The 16,725-nt window shown below is 66.7% G+C and carries 12 protein-coding genes; 6 read left to right on the top strand and 6 right to left on the bottom strand.

The features are described 5' to 3' along the window. Positions 1-24: 24 nt before the first annotated feature. Entirely contained in the window at positions 25-750 is a 726-nt protein-coding gene (locus BM013_RS04235; RefSeq protein ID WP_093123154.1) for a phage holin family protein, read from the top strand. 40 nt (positions 751-790) lie between these two features. Here the strand turns inward: BM013_RS04235 and BM013_RS04230 are convergent, their stop codons facing one another. After that, entirely contained in the window at positions 791-1,879 is a 1,089-nt protein-coding gene (locus BM013_RS04230; protein ID WP_093123152.1) for a quinone-dependent dihydroorotate dehydrogenase, read from the bottom strand. Positions 1,880-1,919: 40 nt separating this feature from the next. On the opposite strand from BM013_RS04230, the gene rpiA reads away from it, so the two are divergent. Next, a complete protein-coding gene (rpiA, locus tag BM013_RS04225) occupies positions 1,920-2,630 on the top strand; it encodes a ribose-5-phosphate isomerase RpiA (RefSeq protein WP_093123149.1) in 711 nt (236 codons plus the stop codon). Positions 2,631-2,688: 58 nt separating this feature from the next. Here rpiA and BM013_RS04220 read toward each other — a convergent pair whose 3' ends face one another. The 5 genes from BM013_RS04220 to BM013_RS04200 form a co-directional block, all read right to left on the bottom strand. After that, entirely contained in the window at positions 2,689-3,327 is a 639-nt protein-coding gene (locus BM013_RS04220) for a glutaredoxin family protein (protein WP_093123147.1), read from the bottom strand. Positions 3,328-3,357: 30 nt separating this feature from the next. Next, positions 3,358-5,415, bottom strand: a complete 2,058-nt coding sequence (locus tag BM013_RS04215; protein ID WP_093123144.1) for a M3 family metallopeptidase — start codon at positions 5,413-5,415, stop codon at positions 3,358-3,360. Between the two features lie 5 nt (positions 5,416-5,420). Next, complete coding sequence (gene folD / locus BM013_RS04210) at positions 5,421-6,272, bottom strand: bifunctional methylenetetrahydrofolate dehydrogenase/methenyltetrahydrofolate cyclohydrolase FolD (protein ID WP_093123142.1); 852 nt, start codon at positions 6,270-6,272, stop codon at positions 5,421-5,423. A gap of 76 nt (positions 6,273-6,348) precedes the next feature. Next, on the bottom strand, positions 6,349-6,981 hold the full coding sequence (locus tag BM013_RS04205; protein WP_012747279.1) for a response regulator transcription factor: 633 nt from the start codon (positions 6,979-6,981) through the stop codon (positions 6,349-6,351). Next, a complete protein-coding gene (locus BM013_RS04200; RefSeq protein WP_093123139.1) occupies positions 6,978-9,518 on the bottom strand; it encodes a PAS domain-containing sensor histidine kinase in 2,541 nt (846 codons plus the stop codon). Before BM013_RS04200 ends, BM013_RS04205 begins: the two co-directional genes overlap by 4 nt. 218 nt (positions 9,519-9,736) lie before the next feature. Between BM013_RS04200 and aceE the strand changes: the two genes are divergently transcribed. From aceE to lpdA, 4 genes are all read left to right on the top strand, one after another. Further along, entirely contained in the window at positions 9,737-12,451 is a 2,715-nt protein-coding gene (aceE, locus tag BM013_RS04195; protein WP_093123137.1) for a pyruvate dehydrogenase (acetyl-transferring), homodimeric type, read from the top strand. 62 nt (positions 12,452-12,513) lie between these two features. Further along, a complete protein-coding gene (aceF, locus tag BM013_RS04190; protein WP_093123135.1) occupies positions 12,514-14,178 on the top strand; it encodes a dihydrolipoyllysine-residue acetyltransferase in 1,665 nt (554 codons plus the stop codon). A gap of 70 nt (positions 14,179-14,248) precedes the next feature. Then, positions 14,249-14,842 carry an Ntn hydrolase family protein gene (locus BM013_RS04185; protein WP_093123131.1) on the top strand — a complete coding sequence of 198 codons (594 nt, stop codon included), beginning with the start codon at positions 14,249-14,251 and terminating at the stop codon, positions 14,840-14,842. Continuing rightward, complete coding sequence (lpdA, locus tag BM013_RS04180) at positions 14,839-16,674, top strand: dihydrolipoyl dehydrogenase (protein WP_093123129.1); 1,836 nt, start codon at positions 14,839-14,841, stop codon at positions 16,672-16,674. The genes BM013_RS04185 and lpdA overlap by 4 nt, the downstream gene beginning before the upstream one ends. Positions 16,675-16,725 lie beyond the last annotated feature (51 nt).

Raw genomic sequence — 16,725 nt, 5'->3', positions numbered from 1 at the left:
ACCGGACATGGCTGGAGCCAGCCGATGAGGCTGCTGTCCCTGTTCGGGCTGAACGCCCGGATCCGGCGTTTGCGCATTGCCGCCGCCGAAGGCGCCCTCGCGGCCGAAGATCGGGTGCAACTGCTGCGCATGGCCTGGGAGGACGAGAAGCAGCGCCTCAAGCTGATGCTGATCCTCGTGGTGGCCGTGCTGGGGCTGACCACGGTCACGGTGGCCTTGCTGTCCGTGGCGGTGGTGGTTCATTTCTGGGAAACGCCTTACCGCATCACGGCCGCATGGTCGGTGGCGGGTGTATGGGTCGTGCTCTGGGTGGCTGCCGTCGTCGGCCTACTGGCGACCCTGCGCAATGCATCCAACAGCTTCGAGCCGGCGCGACAGGAATTCGAACGCGACTGGGCCTGGATGCAGGACCGCTTCGGCCTGGGCAAGGACCCGGAACAGGACGAAGAGGCCCCGCGTCCCCCAAGGCCGGCCACGCGCGAGGAACTGCTCGCGCGCATGGATCGCCAGCGTCAGCGCATCGCCACCTTGCAGGGCGGACGCGAGGCGCCGCCGGCGAGTGCAGGCGACCCGTACGAAGGCGAAACGCCGCCGCCCAACGAGTCGGCTGCCTCTGCGGCGCTGCGCATCGCGCGCGCCCACCCGGTGGCAACGGGCGTGGTTGCCGCTGCTGCCGTGGTGGTGATCCGGCCGAAGCGCCTGCTGCGCTGGGCTGCGTTCATTGCGCCAGTGCTCTGGCGCATGCGCTGAGAGAAAAGAAGAAGCCGCCGATCCAGTCGGCTCAGTCGGCTCAGGCCTTGCTGCGATCGCGCAGCAGTGCCTGGGCGGCTTCGCGGACCAGCCCCGGTCCGCGGTAGATCAGGCCGGTGTAGATCTGCACCACGTCCGCGCCCGCGGCGATCTTGGCCTTGGCGTCGGCACCGCTCAGGATGCCGCCCACCCCGACGATCGGAAAGCCCGCGCCCAGCGCCGCGCGCAGCTGCGACACCACGCGGTTGCTTGCTTCGCGCACCGGCGCGCCCGAAAGCCCGCCTGCCTCCTCCGCGTGCGGCAATCCCTTCACGGCGTCGCGCGCGAGCGTGGTGTTGGTCGCGATCACGCCGTCCATGCCGTGGCGCTTCAGCGTTGCGGCGATGACGGCGACCTGCGCTTCGTCGAGGTCGGGTGCGATCTTCACGAAAAGCGGTGCACGCTTGGCGTGGCGCGCGGCCAGCGTCTCGCGCCGTTCGGCCACCGCGCCGAGCAGCGCATCGAGCGCCTCGTCGCTTTGCAGCGTGCGCAGGTTGGCCGTGTTCGGGCTCGAGATGTTGATGGTCACGTAGTCGGCATGCGCGTACACGCCGTCGAGGCAGGCGAGGTAGTCGTCCACCGCGCGCTCGATCGGCGTGGCGGCGTTCTTGCCGATGTTCAAGCCCAGCAGCATCGGCGAGCGGGCGCTGCCTGCGCTGGGGCCACCCTTGCGAAAGCGTGCCTTCTGCACGTTGGCCAGGAAGGCGTCGAGCCCTTCGTTGTTGAAGCCGAGCCGGTTGATCAGCGCATCGCGCTGCGGCAAGCGGAACATGCGCGGCTTGGGGTTGCCCGGCTGCGCCTTCGGCGTCACTGTGCCGACCTCGACGAAGCCGAAGCCCATGGCGGCGAAGGCGTCGATGCAGCGGGCGTTCTTGTCGAGCCCGGCGGCCAAGCCGACGCGGTTCGGAAAAGTCAGGCCGGCAAGCTGCACCGGGTCGTCGGTGCGCGCCGAGGAATAGGCGCAGGCCAGCGGCGTGTTCTGCGTGCGGGCAAGGCCGTCGAGCGTGATTTCGTGGGCGTGCTCGGGATCGAAACCGAACAGGAAGGGGCGGGCGAGACCGTAGAGCGAGGAGGGCGACAGCAGGGGCATCGGATAATTCCGGACTTCAATGAGCCAAGGATTCTCCGCGATGACCGCACCCGCCTCCCCAAACCCCTCCAACCCGCTCTCCCAGGACGAACTCAAGGCCCAGGTCGGCCTTGCCGCGCTGGCCTACGTGGTCAAGGGCGAGATCGTCGGCGTCGGCACCGGCTCCACGGTGAACAAGTTCATCGACGCGCTGGCCACCATCAAGGACGAGATCAAGGGCGCCGTCTCCAGCTCGGTCGCCTCGACCGAGCGGCTGCGTGCGCTGGGCATTCCGGTGTTCGACAGCAACGAGGTGGAGGAACTGGCCGTGTACATCGACGGCGCCGATGAAATCGATGGCCGCGGCTTCATGGTCAAGGGCGGCGGCGCGGCGCTCACGCGCGAGAAGATCGTGGCGGCGCAGTCGCGCAAGTTCATCTGCATCGCGGATGCATCGAAGCTGGTGGAAACGCTGGGCGCCTTTCCGCTGCCGGTGGAAGTGATCCCGATGGCCGCGCGCCGCGTGATGCGGCAGTTCGCCGCCATGGGCGGCATCGCCCAGGTGCGCGAGAAGGACGGCCTGCCGCTGGTCACCGACAACGGCCAGCACATCGTCGACGTCACGGGCCTGCGGATCGGCGATCCGCGTGCTTTCGAGTCCGAAGTGAGCCAGTGGCCGGGCGTGGTGACGGTGGGCGTCTTCGCCCATCAGAAGGCCGACGTGTGCCTGCTGGGCACGCCGACGGGCGTGAAGACGCTGCAGTTCGACTGAGAGGCGAGAGGAGAGCGCTTTGGCCGCGAATGCGGTCAAGCGCCAGCCGCCAGCCAGTTCAGAACTTGATGCCGGTCGGGTTGCTCGGACTGGGGGCGCTCGAGGCGGGCGGAGGCGGGGGCGGCGCGGGTTGCACTGCCGGTGCTGGCGCACGCGACGCGGGCGCTGCCGGCTGAGTGATCAGTGGCCGGGAAAGCCCATTGCGATAACCCGTGGGCAGGTTGTTGCTCTTGGGGTAGCCGGCAGCATCGAGATACTGCGACCACTCGGCATCCGCGTAGCCCTTGAGCTGCTGTGAGCCGATCGTGAGCAGGGGCAGCGACGTCTGGTTGCTCAGGCGCTGCAGCGCCTCAATTTCGTCGTTGCTCTTCACGATGCGCTCGTCGAACGGGATGCCGCGCGTGATGAGCATCGTGCGAGCGTCGCTGCACGGGCCGCATTCCTCGCTGGCGTACAACACCACGGGATAGCGCTGAACCACTTGCCGCAGTTCGTACGAAAGGCCGGCATTGGCCGTGGTGCCGGGGCCGCCCTGCGGTGCCGACTCGCTGCCGGTCGTAGGCGCCCGGTCCGAGAACGTGACCTTGCCATTCTTGTCGACCTGGCGGTAGACCGACTGCGCCATGGCGCTCGAGGCAACGAGCAACAGGGCAACGCAGCTCAGGCGATGCAGTGAGAATTTGTAAATCGGATGCATCGCCCGAGTATCGCAAGCTTCAGCGCCGCATCAAGCGGGCTGCGCTTGCGCCATGCCCTGATGTCGCAGCAGCGCATCAAGCTGGGGCTCGCGGCCGCGGAAGGCCTTGAACGAATCCATGGCGCTGCGGCTGCCACCGGCCTCCAGGATGGCCTGGCGGTACTTGCGGCCGGTTTCGATGTTCGGCTCGCCGTCGGCGCCCACGGTTTCCTCGAATGCCGCGTAGGCGTCGGCGCTCAGCACCTCGGCCCACTTGTAGCTGTAGTAGCCGGCCGCGTAGCCGCCCGAGAAAATGTGGCTGAAAGTATTCGGCGTGCGGCTGAACGGCGGCGAGGGCATCACCGCGACTTCGGCACGCACCTTGCCGAGCAGCGCCATCACGTCGCCGGTCTTGGCTGTGGCCGCGTGGTACTCGGTGTGCAGCAGCATGTCGAACAGCGAGAACTCGATCTGGCGCAGCGTCTGCAGGCCGCTCTGGAAGTTCTTTGCGGCCGTCATCTTGTCGAACAGCGCGCGCGGCAGCGGCTCGCCGGTGTCGACATGGGCGGTCATGTGCTTGAGCACGTCCCACTCCCAGCAGAAGTTTTCCATGAACTGGCTCGGCAGCTCGACCGCATCCCACTCGACGCCGCTGATGCCCGAGACGTCGCGCTCGTTCACCTGCGTGAGCATGTGGTGCAGGCCGTGGCCGAACTCGTGGAAGAGGGTGGTCACGTCGTCGTGCGTGAGCAGCGGCGGCTTGCCGTCCACGCCGCTCGCAAAGTTGCACACCAGCTGCGCGATGGGCGTCTGCAGCACGCCGTTGTCGGGGCGCAGCCAGCGGGCGCGCACGTCGTCCATCCAGGCGCCGCCGCGCTTGGCGGCGCGGGCGGACGGGTCGAGGTAGAACTGGCCGACCTTCTGGCCGGCGCGCTCGATGCGGTAGAACTCGACGCTCGGATGCCACGTGGGCGCCGAGTCGCGGCGGATCGACACTTCGAACAGCGTCTCGACGATCTTGAACAGGCCGGCCATGACCTTCGGCGCCGGGAAGTACTGCTTCACCTCCAGCTCGCTGAAGGCGTAGCGCGCTTCCTTGAGCTTCTCGCCGATGTAACTCCAGTCCCAGGCTTGCGGGTCGGTGATGCTGAGCTGCTCCGACGCGAAGACGCGCAGGTCGGCCAGGTCGCGTTCACCGTAGGGCTTGGCCTTGGTGGCGAGGTCGCGCAGGAACTTCACGACCTGCTCGGGCGACTCGGCCATCTTCGGCACGACCGAGAGTTCACCGAAATTGTTGTAGCCCAGCAGCTTGGCTTCTTCTTCACGCAGCGCGAGGATCTCGGTGATCAGCGCTGTGTTGTCGAAGGCGGCGTCGCCGAACTCGCTGGCACGCGTCACGTAGGCGCGGTAGAGCTTCTCGCGCAGCACGCTGCTCTTGGCGAACTGCATCACCGGCAGGTAGCACGGCATCTTCAGCGTGAGCTTGTAGCCTTCCTTGCCGTCGGCTTCGGCGGCGGCGCGCGCGGCGCTCGCCACGTCCTCGGGCACGCCGTCGAGCTCGCCGAGCAGGGCGTAGTAGGCGAAGGCGTCGGTGGCGTCGAGGGCGTTCTCGCTGAACTTCTGGCTCAGTTCGGCCTGGCGTTCCTGGATGTCGGCAAAGCGCTTCTTGGCGTCGCCCTGCAGCTCGGCGCCGCCCAGCACGAAGTTGCGCACGGCATTGCGATGCGCCTGGCGTTGCTCGGCATTGAGCGTGGCCACGTCGATGGCCTTGTACTTGGCATACAGCCGCTCGTCGGAGCCCAGGCGGGTCCAGAAAGCGGTGACGCGCGGCATCGCCTCGTTGTAGGCGGCGCGCAGCTCGGGCGTGTCGGCCACGGCGTTGAGGTGGCCGATGGCGCCCCAGGCGCGGCTGAAGCGTTCGGAGGCCACGTCGAGCACCTTCGAGATGGCATTCCAGTCGGCGGGGAATTCAGGCGCCGTCACGGCCTGCAGCGCGGTTTCGGCATCGGCCAGCAGCGTGTCGACCGCGGGGGACACGTGTTCGGGCTTGATGCGGTCGAACAGCGGGAGATCGGTGAAGTCGAGGAGGGGGTTGTTCGTCATGGCCATGAAAGTTACTTGGCGGCGCGTTCGGCGGCTTCAAGGGTGTTGGCGAGCAGCATGGCGCGCGTCATGGGGCCCACGCCGCCGGGCACGGGCGTGATCCAGCCGGCAACTTCCTTCACGCCGTCGAAATCGACGTCGCCGGCCAGCTTGCCGTCTTCCTTGCGGTTCATGCCCACATCGATGACGACGGCACCCGGCTTCACCATGTCGGCCGTCAGGAGGTTGCGCTTGCCCACGGCCGCGACGATCACGTCGGCCTGGCGCGTGATGGCGCCCAAGTCCTGCGTGGCGCTGTGGCAGATGGTCACGGTGGCGCTCTTGGCGAGCAGCATCATGGCCATCGGCTTGCCGACGATGTTGCTGCGGCCGATGACCACCGCGTGCTTGCCGCGCAGGTCGTAGCCGATCGATTCGAGCATCTTCATGCAGCCGTAGGGCGTGCAGGGCCAGAAGCCGGGGGCGCCGGTCATCAGCGCTCCGGCGCTGGCGACGTGGAAACCGTCGACGTCCTTGGCGGGCGAGATGGTCTCGATGACCTTCTGGCTGTCCATGTGCCTGGGCAGCGGCAGCTGCACCAGGATGCCGTGCACCTTCGGGTCGTCGTTGAGGGTGCGGATGCGGGCCAGCAGGTCGGCCTCGCTCATGCTGGCGGGGTAGGTCTCGAGGGTGGCCTGCAGGCCGGTCTCGGTGCTGTCGTTGACCTTGTGCTTGGTATAGACCTGGCTGGCCGGGTCTTCGCCCACGAGGATGATGGAAAGGGCCGGGTTCACGCCGCGGGCCTTCAGCGCCGCGGTGCGGCCGGCGACTTCGGCGCGAATGGTTTTGGCGAGGGCGTTGCCGTCGATCAGTTGGGCGGTCATCGGTTTCGATTTTCCAAGTAGAAACGCCCGCTTGCGCAGGCGTAGGGGTCGTTCGTTGCTATCGGTCGGACAGCTTCTAGGCTTTGGCCGCTGGCGCCGCCTGCCCGAGGGCGATCTTCAGCAGATCGGCCACCGTGTTGGCGTTGAGCTTTTCCATGATGTTGGCGCGGTGCGCCTCGACCGTCTTGATGCTGATGCCCAGGTCGTCGGCAATCTGCTTGTTCAGGCGGCCGGCGACGATGCGTTCGAGCACCTGCGCCTCGCGGCCCGTGAGCTTGGACAGCAGCGCGTCGCGGCTGGCCGATTGCTGGTGCTGCGTGAAGGCGCCGCGCGCATGTTCGAGCATGCGCTCGACCAGCGTGACGAGCTCTTCGTCGTTGAAGGGCTTCTGGATGAAGTCCATCGCGCCCTTCTTCATGCTGTCGACCGCCATCGGCACGTCGCCGTGGCCGGTGATGACCACGATCGGCAGCGGGGAGCGCCGTTCGATCAGCCGATCCTGCAATTCGAGGCCGGTCATGCCGGCCATGCGGATGTCGACGATCAAACAGGCGACTTCGCGCGGGTCGTATCGGGAGAGAAAGGATTCGGCGGAATCGAAACAGCGGACTCTGTAGTCCTTGCCTTCGAGCAGCCATTGCAGCGAATCGCGTACGGCTTCGTCATCGTCGACGACGTAGACCGTGCCCTTCTTCGGAATCAAACTCATGCAGGTACCTTTGCCTCGTCGCTAGCTACGGAACTGATAGCGTCCAACACCGGAATCCAGAAGGAAAAACGGCATCCGATCACATCCGGACCATTGTAGATGTTCTCCGCCTGCATCCGGCCGCGGTGCGACTCGACGATGGTGCGGCACAGATTCAGCCCGATGCCCATGCCTTCGGGCTTGGTCGAGAAGAAAGCTTCGTAGAGCCGGTCCATCACCTCCGGCGCCAGGCCCTTGCCCGTGTCCTGCACCGAGAACTCGATGGCGTTGTGCCCCTCGATGACCTTGGGCAGCACGCGCAGCTCGACGCTGCGGCGCGCCAGCGGCCGGTCGGCGATGTCGATGGATTCGGCCGCGTTCTTCAGCAGGTTGACCATCACCTGCTCGATCAGGATCGGGTCGACCCGCACCACCGGCAGCCGCGCGGCCACGTAGTGGTTCAGGCGCACGTTGCGCCGGCGCAGCTCGATGCCCGCCAGCTCGACGGCCTCGCTCACCATGGTCGCCACGTCGGCCGGCGTGCGGTTGGGCTCGCTGCGCTTCACGAAGGAGCGGATGCGCTGGATGATCTGGCCCGCGCGCTGCGCCTGCTTCGAGGTCTTCTCCAGCGCCGCGAGCAGGGCGTCGTTGTCGATCGACTGGCCCTTGATGCGCGACATCATCCCGTTGCAGTAGTTGGTGATGGCGGTCAGCGGCTGGTTGAGTTCGTGCGCCACGCTGGAGGCCATCTCGCCCATGGTGATGAGGCGGCTCGCGGCCTGCGCCTTGTCGGCCTGCGCGGCGGCCTGCTCTTCGGCGTCGCGGCGCGGCGTGATGTCGGTGGCGATCACCAGCTGCGCGAGGCGGCCGTCGACCCAGGTCAGGTAGCGCGAGCGCACTTCGAGCCACTTGCCCAGGTGCGGCACGAAGATTTCGTTGTTGGCGGTCTGCGCGGCGGTGAGCGTGTCGATCGGCAGGCCGGCGTAGGGGTCGACGTCGTCCAGGCCCTCGTCGTGCGCGTTCGAGGCCGGTACGCCGGCCTGCGCCACCATGCCCAGGTGGCCCACGGTGTCCGAGCCGAACCACAGGCGGTACAGCTTGTTGGCGAACAGCAGTTCCTCGCTGCCGATGGGCGCCACCGACACGGCCGCGTCGAGCGCTTCCAGCACGGTGGTGAAGCGTTCGTACGAGGCCGACAGCTGTTCGCGGATGCGCGTGGGCTCGGTGATGTCGGTCATCGAGGTCATCCACCCGGTCTGGTGGCCGCGCGCATCGATCAGCGGCGACACGTACAGGCGCGCATTGAACACGCTGCCGTTCTTGCGCTTCACGCGCACCTGGAAACCGCCGGGCAGGGCGCGGCCGTGCAGTTCCTCTTCGAGCCGCTCGTTCATCACCTCGCGGTCGGACTCGAGCCAGTAGGGGAAGGGCGGCGACTGGCCGACCAGTTCTTCCTCGCTCCAGCCGGTCATCGCGCAGAAGGCCGCGTTCACGTAAGTGATGCGCCCTTGCAGGTCGAGCACGCGCATGCCGGTCAGCATGGAGTTTTCCATCGCGCGGCGGAAGTTGGTCTCGGCCACCAGCCGCTGCTGGGCCTGCAGGCGGCGGCGCGTGTGGCGCCAGGTGCCGATCAGCATCCAGCTCGTGAGCACGCTGAGCGCGCACACCAGCCAGAAGAGGCCGTTGCCGACCACGCCTTGCGAGGTGCGGTAGGCCTGGGCGCGCAGCACCAGCGCATTGCCCACTGGCGACACCGGCACTTCGTATTCGTTGGTCCGCTCGGTCCAGGGCAGCAGGCGCGTGCCGCTGTCCTTCAGGTTGGTGGTGTTGCCGGCAATCACGTGGCCCTTGGCGTCGAGCAGCGACACCGCGTAGCGCGCCTGCACCTCGGAAGGCATGCCGTAGCGCAGCAGCCCGTCGACCGAGAACTCGCCGAGCACCACGCCCGCGAACAGGCCCTGGTCGAACAGAGGAATGTGCAGCTGCAGCATCGCCGCCGGGTCGCCGCCGGCCACGGGCTGCGAATACACCGGCTGGCGCAGTTCGCGCGCCAGGGCGTAGTTGCTTTCGATGTCGCCGGGGCGCAGCACGTCGCCGATGAGGTGCTGCTGCGCCGGGTGCACGCTGGGCGCCGCATAGCCGGCCTTGAAACGGCGGCGGTCGTCGATCCAGGTGATGGTCTGCAGCTCGGGGAACTGGCTGACCAGCGACTCGGCGCGGCTGGTGAACTCGACCGGGTCGATCTCGCGATTGGAGGCATCGCGCGCGATGCGCATCAGCTGCTCCTGGCGTTCCAGCAGGCGCAGGCGCATGCGCTGCTGCGCGTATTCGACGTCGCGGCGCACCGACTCCTGCTCGCGCTCGACTTCCTCGGTGCGCAGGTACCAGAAGGCCGAGACGATGGCGGCAAGAAAGAGAAGCACGGCCGCCATCGGCGCGAGCATGGCGACGGCGTCCTGCAGCACCGGCGTCTGCCGGCGCCACCACTTGCGCCACCAGGACAGGGGCGACGCTTTCACGGCACTGCGGGCAACCGCCAGCGGGGAGGAGAGGGGCATGGTCCGAGTTTAGGTGAAGCCCCTACGCAGACAACGCGAAAAGCTGCAGTGGCACCGGCCCTGGCATGGTTGCAGTCTGGAAACATTTAAGCATTGAAATATCACATTAAGAAATGAATGCGCACTATTTGAAATCGCGATGTTTCTATGAGAAACTCCGCCGCGCTGATCGCATAGCGCACTAAATTACCGCCACAGCCCTAAAAGGAGAGACAAGCATGTCGGCAAATCCCGAGAACCTGTTCGGCTCGGCCGCGAATGACGCGGACGCCCAGGAGACCCGTGAATGGATGGATGCACTGTCCTCCGTCATCCAGAGCGAAGGGCCCGAGCGGGCGCACTTCCTTCTCGAGCAGCTGCTCGAGCATGCCCGCCAGAACACGGTCGACATGCCGTTCTCGGCCAACACCGGCTATGTCAACACCATCGAACCCTCGCAGGAAGCCCGCAGTCCCGGCAACCTGGAGATCGAACAGCGCCTGCGCGCCTACATGCGCTGGAACGCCATGGCGATGGTGGTCAAGGCCAACCGCCATCACCCCGCCGAAGGCGGTGACCTGGGCGGCCACATCGGCTCGTTCGCCTCGCTGGCCAGCATGTTCGGCGCGGGCTTCAACCACTTCTGGCGCGCCGAGAGCGAAAGCCACGGCGGCGACCTGCTCTACATCCAGGGCCACGTCTCGCCCGGCATCTACGCCCGCGCCTACCTCGAAGGCCGTCTCTCCGAAGAGCAACTGCTGAACTTCCGCCAGGAAGTGGACGGCAAGGGCTTGTCGAGCTACCCGCATCCGAAGTTGATGCCCGAGTTCTGGCAGTTCCCCACCGTCTCGATGGGCCTGGGCCCGCTGATGGCGATCTACCAGGCGCGCTTTCTCAAGTACCTGCACGCACGCGGCATCGCCAACACCGAGAACCGCAAGGTGTGGGTGTTCTGCGGCGACGGCGAAATGGACGAAGTGGAATCGCTGGGCGCCATCGGCCTGGCGGCGCGCGAGAACCTCGACAACCTGATCTTCGTCATCAACTGCAACCTGCAGCGCCTGGACGGCCCGGTGCGCGGCAACGGCAAGATCATCCAGGAGCTCGAAGGCGAGTTCCGCGGCGCCGGCTGGAACGTCGTCAAGCTGGTCTGGGGCAAGGGCTGGGACGCCCTGCTCGAGAAGGACCATGACGGCGCGCTGCGCAAGATCATGATGGAGTGCAACGACGGCGACTACCAGTCGTTCAAGGCCAACGACGGCGCCTACGTGCGCAAGAACTTCTTCGGCCGCGATCCGCGCACGCTGAAGATGGTCGAGCACATGACCGACGACGAGGTCTGGGGCCTGCAGCGCGGCGGCCACGACTCGCAGAAGGTGTACGCCGCCTTCCATTCCGCGCAAGAGCACAAGGGCCAGCCCACGGTGCTGCTCGTGAAGACCGTCAAGGGCTTCGGCATGGGCAAGATCGGCGAGGGCAAGAACAACGTGCACCAGACCAAGAAGCTCAGCGACGAGGACATCATGACCTTCCGCGACCGCTTCAACATCCCGATTCCCGACAGCCAGATCGCCGAGCTGCCGTTCTACAAGCCGGCCGACGACACGCCTGAAATGAAGTACCTGCACGAGCGCCGCAAGGCCCTCGGCGGCTACTTGCCGCATCGCCGCACCAAGGCCGACGAGAGCTTCACGGTGCCCTCGCTGGACACCTTCAAGTCGGTGATGGAGCCCACGGCCGAAGGCCGCGAGATATCGACCACGCAGGCCTACGTGCGCTTCCTCACGCAGCTGCTGCGCGACAAGGCGCTGGGTCCGCGCGTCGTGCCCATCCTGGTGGACGAAGCCCGCACTTTCGGCATGGAAGGCCTGTTCCGCCAGATCGGCATCTACAACCCGCACGGTCAGCAGTACACCCCGGTCGACAAGGACCAGGTCATGTACTACAAGGAAGACAAGGCTGGCCAGATCCTGCAGGAAGGCATCAACGAGGCCGGCGGCATGTCGAGCTGGATCGCTGCGGCCACGTCGTACAGCACGAACAACCGCATCATGGTGCCGTTCTACGTGTACTACTCGATGTTTGGCTTCCAGCGCATCGGCGACCTGGCCTGGGCGGCCGGCGACATGCAGGCCCGCGGCTTCCTGCTGGGCGGCACGTCGGGGCGTACCACGCTGAACGGCGAAGGCCTGCAGCACGAAGACGGTCACAGCCACATCCTGGCCAACACCATCCCGAACTGCGTGAGCTACGACCCGACCTTCGCGCACGAAGTCGGCGTCATCCTTCACCACGGCCTGAAGCGCATGGTCGAGAAGCAGGACAACGTCTACTACTACCTGACGCTGCTCAACGAGAACTACCCGATGCCCGGCCTGCAGCCCGGCACCGAAGAGCAGATCATCAAGGGCATGTACCTGTCCAGGCAGGGCCCGGCGCTCAAGGCCAAGGCCCCCACGGTGCAACTGCTGGGCAGCGGCACCATCCTGCGCGAGAGCTTCGCCGCGCAAGAGCTGCTCGAGAAGGACTGGGGCGTGTCGGCTTCCGTGTGGAGCTGCCCGAGCTTCAACGAACTCACGCGTGACGGCCAGGACGCCGACCGCTGGAACCTGCTGCACCCCGACCAGACGCCGCGCGTGCCCTTCGTGGCCGAGCAGCTAGGCGCCTCGAGCGGCCCGGTGGTCGCCTCGACCGACTACATGAAGGCCTACGCCGAGCAGATCCGTCCCTTCATCCCGAAGGGCCGCACCTACAAGGTCCTGGGCACCGACGGCTTCGGCCGCAGCGACTTCCGCAACAAGCTGCGCGAGCACTTCGAGATCAACCGCCACTACATCGTGGTGGCCGCGCTCAAGGCGCTGAGCGAAGATGGCACGGTGCCGGTCGCCAAGGTGGTGGAAGCCATCAAGAAGTACGGCATCAACGTCGACAAGGTCAACCCGCTCTACGCCTGAGCCTCGCCAGGCAATCAACAACCAACGAACGAAACGGCGCCTCACGGCGGGAGACAAACGATATGGCAGCAGTGGAAGTGAAAGTGCCCGACATCGGCGATTTCGATGAAGTCGCGGTGATCGAGGTGCTCGTGAAGGTGGGCGACACGGTCAAGGCCGAGCAGTCGCTCATCACGGTCGAATCGGACAAGGCGTCGATGGAAATCCCGTCGTCGACCGCCGGTGTGGTCAAGGAACTGAAGGTCGAGATCGGCGCCAAGGTGAAGCAGGGCTCGGTGGTGCTCGTGCTCGAGGCCGAAGGTGCCGGTGCTGCGGCAGCGCCTGCCCCGGCGCCCGCTGCGGCTCCCGCGGCCGCCGCATCGGCCCCGGCCGCGCCTGCACCCGCTGCAGCACCTGCCGCCTCGGGCCCGATCGACGTCAAGGTGCCGGACATCGGCGACTTCAAGGACGTCGCGGTCATCGAACTGCTGGTGAAGGTGGGCGACACGATCGCGGCCGAGCAGTCGCTGATCACGGTCGAGTCGGACAAGGCCTCGATGGAAATCCCGTCGTCGGCCGCCGGCGTGTTGAAGGAACTGAAGGTCAAGGTTGGCGACACCGTCAACATCGGCGACCTGATCGCGGTGCTCGAAGGCTCCGTGGCTGCTGCGGCCGCACCGGCTGCGGCCCCCGCGCCTGCACAGGCAGCGGCCGCAGCGCCCGCGACGGCATCGGCCAGCGCGCCGGCGCCCGCGCCCGCAGCGGCTGCCGCCGCACCGGCCGCGGCCCACCAGCCCACGGCCGCCCCCAGCGGCAACCTGCCGCACGCCTCGCCCTCGGTGCGCAAGTTCGCCCGCGAACTCGGCGTGCCGCTCGAAGAGGTCAAGGGCTCGGGCCCCAAGGGCCGCATCACGCAGGACGACATCCAGAACTTCACCAAGGCCGTGATGAGCGGCCAGGCCAGCACCAAGGCGTCCGCAGCCAAGGCCCCGGCCGGTGGCGGCGATGGCGCGGCGCTGGGCCTCATTCCGTGGCCCAAGGTCGACTTCACGAAGTTCGGCGCGGTCGAGCGCAAGGACCTGTCGCGCATCAAGAAGCTCAGCGGCGCCAACCTGCACCGCAACTGGGTGATGATTCCGCACGTCACCAACAACGACGACGCCGACATCACCGAGCTCGAGGCCTTCCGCGTCTCCACCAACAAGGAGAACGAGAAGTCGGGCGTGAAGGTCACGATGCTGGCCTTCGTGATCAAGGCGGTGGTCGCGGCGCTGAAGAAGTTCCCAGAGTTCAACACCAGCCTGGACGGCGACCAGCTCGTCTACAAGCAGTACTACAACGTCGGCTTCGCGGCGGACACGCCCAACGGCCTCGTGGTGCCGGTGCTCAAGGATGCCGACAAGAAGGGCATCCTGCAGATCAGCGCCGAGATGGGCGAACTCGCCAAGAAGGCGCGCGACGGCAAGCTCGGCTCGGCCGACATGCAGGGCGGCTGCTTCTCGATCAGCTCGCTCGGCGGCATCGGCGGCACGCACTTCACGCCCATCATCAACGCACCCGAAGTGGCCATCCTCGGCCTGTCGAAGAGCGCGATGAAGCCGGTGTGGGACGGCAAGCAATTCGTGCCGCGTCTCACGCTGCCGATGTCGCTGTCCTACGACCACCGCGTGATCGACGGCGCCCTGGCTGCGCGTTTCAACGCCTACCTGGGCCAGGTGCTCGCGGACTATCGCCGTATTCTTCTATGACCCCCCGAGCACCTTCGGTGCTCCCCCCCGAGGGGGGCGGCTGCCTTGGGGCGGCCCGGCGGGAGCAGCTATGACCACGGTGGTGGCCGTCCGCAAGGGCGGCCAGGTCACGATGGCAGCCGATTCTCTGGTGACCTTCGGCGACACGCGCCTGTCGCACAACGCCGAAGCGAACCAGAAGATCTTCACCGTCGAGGACGCGGCGGGCAGCAGTCTGTTCGCCATGGCCGGTGCCGCCGCGCACTTCCTGGTGCTGCAGCACGCGCTGGCCGTGCAGCCGCGCGAGCAGCTGCTGTTCGGCAGCAAGCACGAGATCTTCCGCACCTTCACGATGCTGCATCCGGTGCTGAAGGACTCGTTCTTCATGCAGACCAAGGAAGACGACCACGAGCCCTACGAGTCGAGCCAGTTCACGATGCTGATGGCCAACCGCAGCGGCATCTACGGCATCTACAGCTACCGCGAGGTGTTCGAGTTCAAGCAGTTCTGGGCCATCGGCTCGGGGCGCGGCTTTGCACTCGGCGCCATGCACGCGGCCTATGACATCAAGTCGCGCAGCGCGCGCGACGTGGCGCAGGCCGGCATTGCCGCCGCCTGCGAATTCGATCGCAATTCGGCCCTACCGGTCGACGTTCTCACACTCAAACTGAAAGTGTCCAAATGAGCGAACAACAAATCAAGGTGCCCGACATCGGCGACTTCGACGAAGTGGCAGTGATCGAGGTGCTGGTCAACGTCGGAGACACGGTCAAGGCCGAGCAGTCGCTGATCACGGTCGAATCGGACAAGGCCTCGATGGAAATCCCGTCGTCGGCCGGCGGCGTGGTGAAGGCCATTGCCGTGAAGGTGGGCGACAACGTCAAGCAAGGCTCGGTGGTCCTGACGCTCGAGGTGGACGGTGCCGCGGCATCCGCGCCCGCAGCGGCTGCACCGGCGCCTGCCGCCACGGCAGCCCCGGCACCGGCCACGCCGAAGGCCGCGCCTGCACCGGCCCCCGCTTCGGCGGCAGTGGCCGTGTCGAGCTACGGCGGCAAGGTCGACGTCGAATGCGACGTGATCGTGATCGGCGCGGGCCCCGGCGGCTACTCGGCGGCGTTCCGCGCGGCCGACCTCGGCCTGAAGGTCGTGCTGATCGAGCGCTACGCCACCCTGGGCGGCGTGTGCCTGAACGTCGGCTGCATCCCGTCGAAGGCGCTGCTGCACGTGGCCTCCGTGATGGACGAGGTGAAGCATTTCGCCGACCTCGGCGTGAGCTTTGCCGCACCCACGGTCGACCGCGCCAAGCTGCTCGGCCACAAGAACAAGGTGGTGGGCAAGCTCACCGGCGGCCTCACGGCCATGGCCAAGATGCGCAAGGTGACGGTGCTGCGCGGCGTCGGCAACTTCGTCGATCCGTACCACGTCGAGGTGGAAGAAACCTCGGGTACCAGCTGGGACACCACGGGCAAGAAGCAGACCGTGAAGTTCCGCAACGCCATCATCGCGGCCGGCTCGCAGGCCGTGAGCCTGCCCTTCATGCCCAAGGACCCGCGCGTGGTCGATTCGACCGGCGCGCTGGAAATGGGCACCGACCCCAAGCGCATGCTGATCCTGGGCGGCGGCATCATCGGCCTCGAAATGGGCACGGTGTATTCCACGCTGGGCGCGCGCCTGGACGTGGTCGAGATGCTCGACGGCCTGATGCAGGGCGCCGACCGCGACCTGGTGAAGGTCTGGCAGAAGATGAACACGCCGCGCTTCGACAACATCATGTTGAAGACCAAGACGGTGGGCGCCGAGGCGACCAAGGAAGGCATCAAGGTCACCTTCGAGGGCGAGAACGCGCCGAAGGAACCGCAGGTGTACGACCTGGTGCTGCAGGCCGTGGGCCGCAGCCCGAACGGCAAGAAGATCGGTGCCGAGAAGGCCGGCGTTGCCGTGACCGACCGCGGGTTCATCAACGTCGACATCCAGATGCGCACCAACGTGCCGCACATCTTCGCCATCGGCGACATCGTGGGCCAGCCGATGCTGGCGCACAAGGCGGTGCACGAGGCACACGTGGCGGCCGAAGTCATCGCCGGCGAGCAGAAGGGCGACAAGGAGCTGTCCAGCGCCGCCTTCAACGCCCGCGTGATCCCCAGCGTGGCCTACACCGACCCCGAGGTGGCGTGGGTCGGCCTGACGGAAGACCAGGCCAAGGCCGAAGGCATCAAGGTCAAGAAGGGGCACTTCCCCTGGACGGCCTCGGGCCGCGCCATTGCCAACGGCCGCGACGAAGGCTTCACCAAGCTGCTGTTCGACGCCGAGACGCACCGCATCCTGGGCGGCGGCATCGTCGGCACGCATGCCGGCGACATGATCGGCGAGATCGCGCTGGCCATCGAGATGGGTGCGGACGAGATCGACATCGGCAAGACCATCCACCCGCACCCGACGCTGGGCGAAAGCATCGGCATGGCGGCGGAAGTGGCGCACGGCACCTGCACCGACCTGCCGCCTGCGAAGAAGAGCTGATAAGCCGAGGAGGGCGCTCGCCGAGCGCCCATGAAAAAATCCCGCCGAGGC

The organism is Variovorax sp. OK605 (genome assembly GCF_900115445.1).
Classification (GTDB): Bacteria; Pseudomonadota; Gammaproteobacteria; order Burkholderiales; family Burkholderiaceae_C; genus Variovorax.
Note: the sequence above shows the minus strand (reverse complement) of the source record. Positions and strands in the feature narration are given on the sequence as shown.

Bases quoted from the DNA above. Each gene is read 5' to 3' on its own strand.
- BM013_RS04235 (WP_093123154.1), top strand. From the start codon at position 25: ATGAGGCTGCTGTCCCTGTTCGGGCTGAACGCCCGGATCCGGCGTTTG.
- BM013_RS04230 (WP_093123152.1), bottom strand. From the start codon at position 1,879: ATGCCCCTGCTGTCGCCCTCCTCGCTCTACGGTCTCGCCCGCCCCTTC.
- rpiA (WP_093123149.1), top strand. From the start codon at position 1,920: ATGACCGCACCCGCCTCCCCAAACCCCTCCAACCCGCTCTCCCAGGAC.
- BM013_RS04220 (WP_093123147.1), bottom strand. From the start codon at position 3,327: ATGCATCCGATTTACAAATTCTCACTGCATCGCCTGAGCTGCGTTGCC.
- BM013_RS04215 (WP_093123144.1), bottom strand. From the start codon at position 5,415: ATGGCCATGACGAACAACCCCCTCCTCGACTTCACCGATCTCCCGCTG.
- folD (WP_093123142.1), bottom strand. From the start codon at position 6,272: ATGACCGCCCAACTGATCGACGGCAACGCCCTCGCCAAAACCATTCGC.
- BM013_RS04205 (WP_012747279.1), bottom strand. From the start codon at position 6,981: ATGAGTTTGATTCCGAAGAAGGGCACGGTCTACGTCGTCGACGATGAC.
- BM013_RS04200 (WP_093123139.1), bottom strand. From the start codon at position 9,518: ATGCCCCTCTCCTCCCCGCTGGCGGTTGCCCGCAGTGCCGTGAAAGCG.
- aceE (WP_093123137.1), top strand. From the start codon at position 9,737: ATGTCGGCAAATCCCGAGAACCTGTTCGGCTCGGCCGCGAATGACGCG.
- aceF (WP_093123135.1), top strand. From the start codon at position 12,514: ATGGCAGCAGTGGAAGTGAAAGTGCCCGACATCGGCGATTTCGATGAA.
- BM013_RS04185 (WP_093123131.1), top strand. From the start codon at position 14,249: ATGACCACGGTGGTGGCCGTCCGCAAGGGCGGCCAGGTCACGATGGCA.
- lpdA (WP_093123129.1), top strand. From the start codon at position 14,839: ATGAGCGAACAACAAATCAAGGTGCCCGACATCGGCGACTTCGACGAA.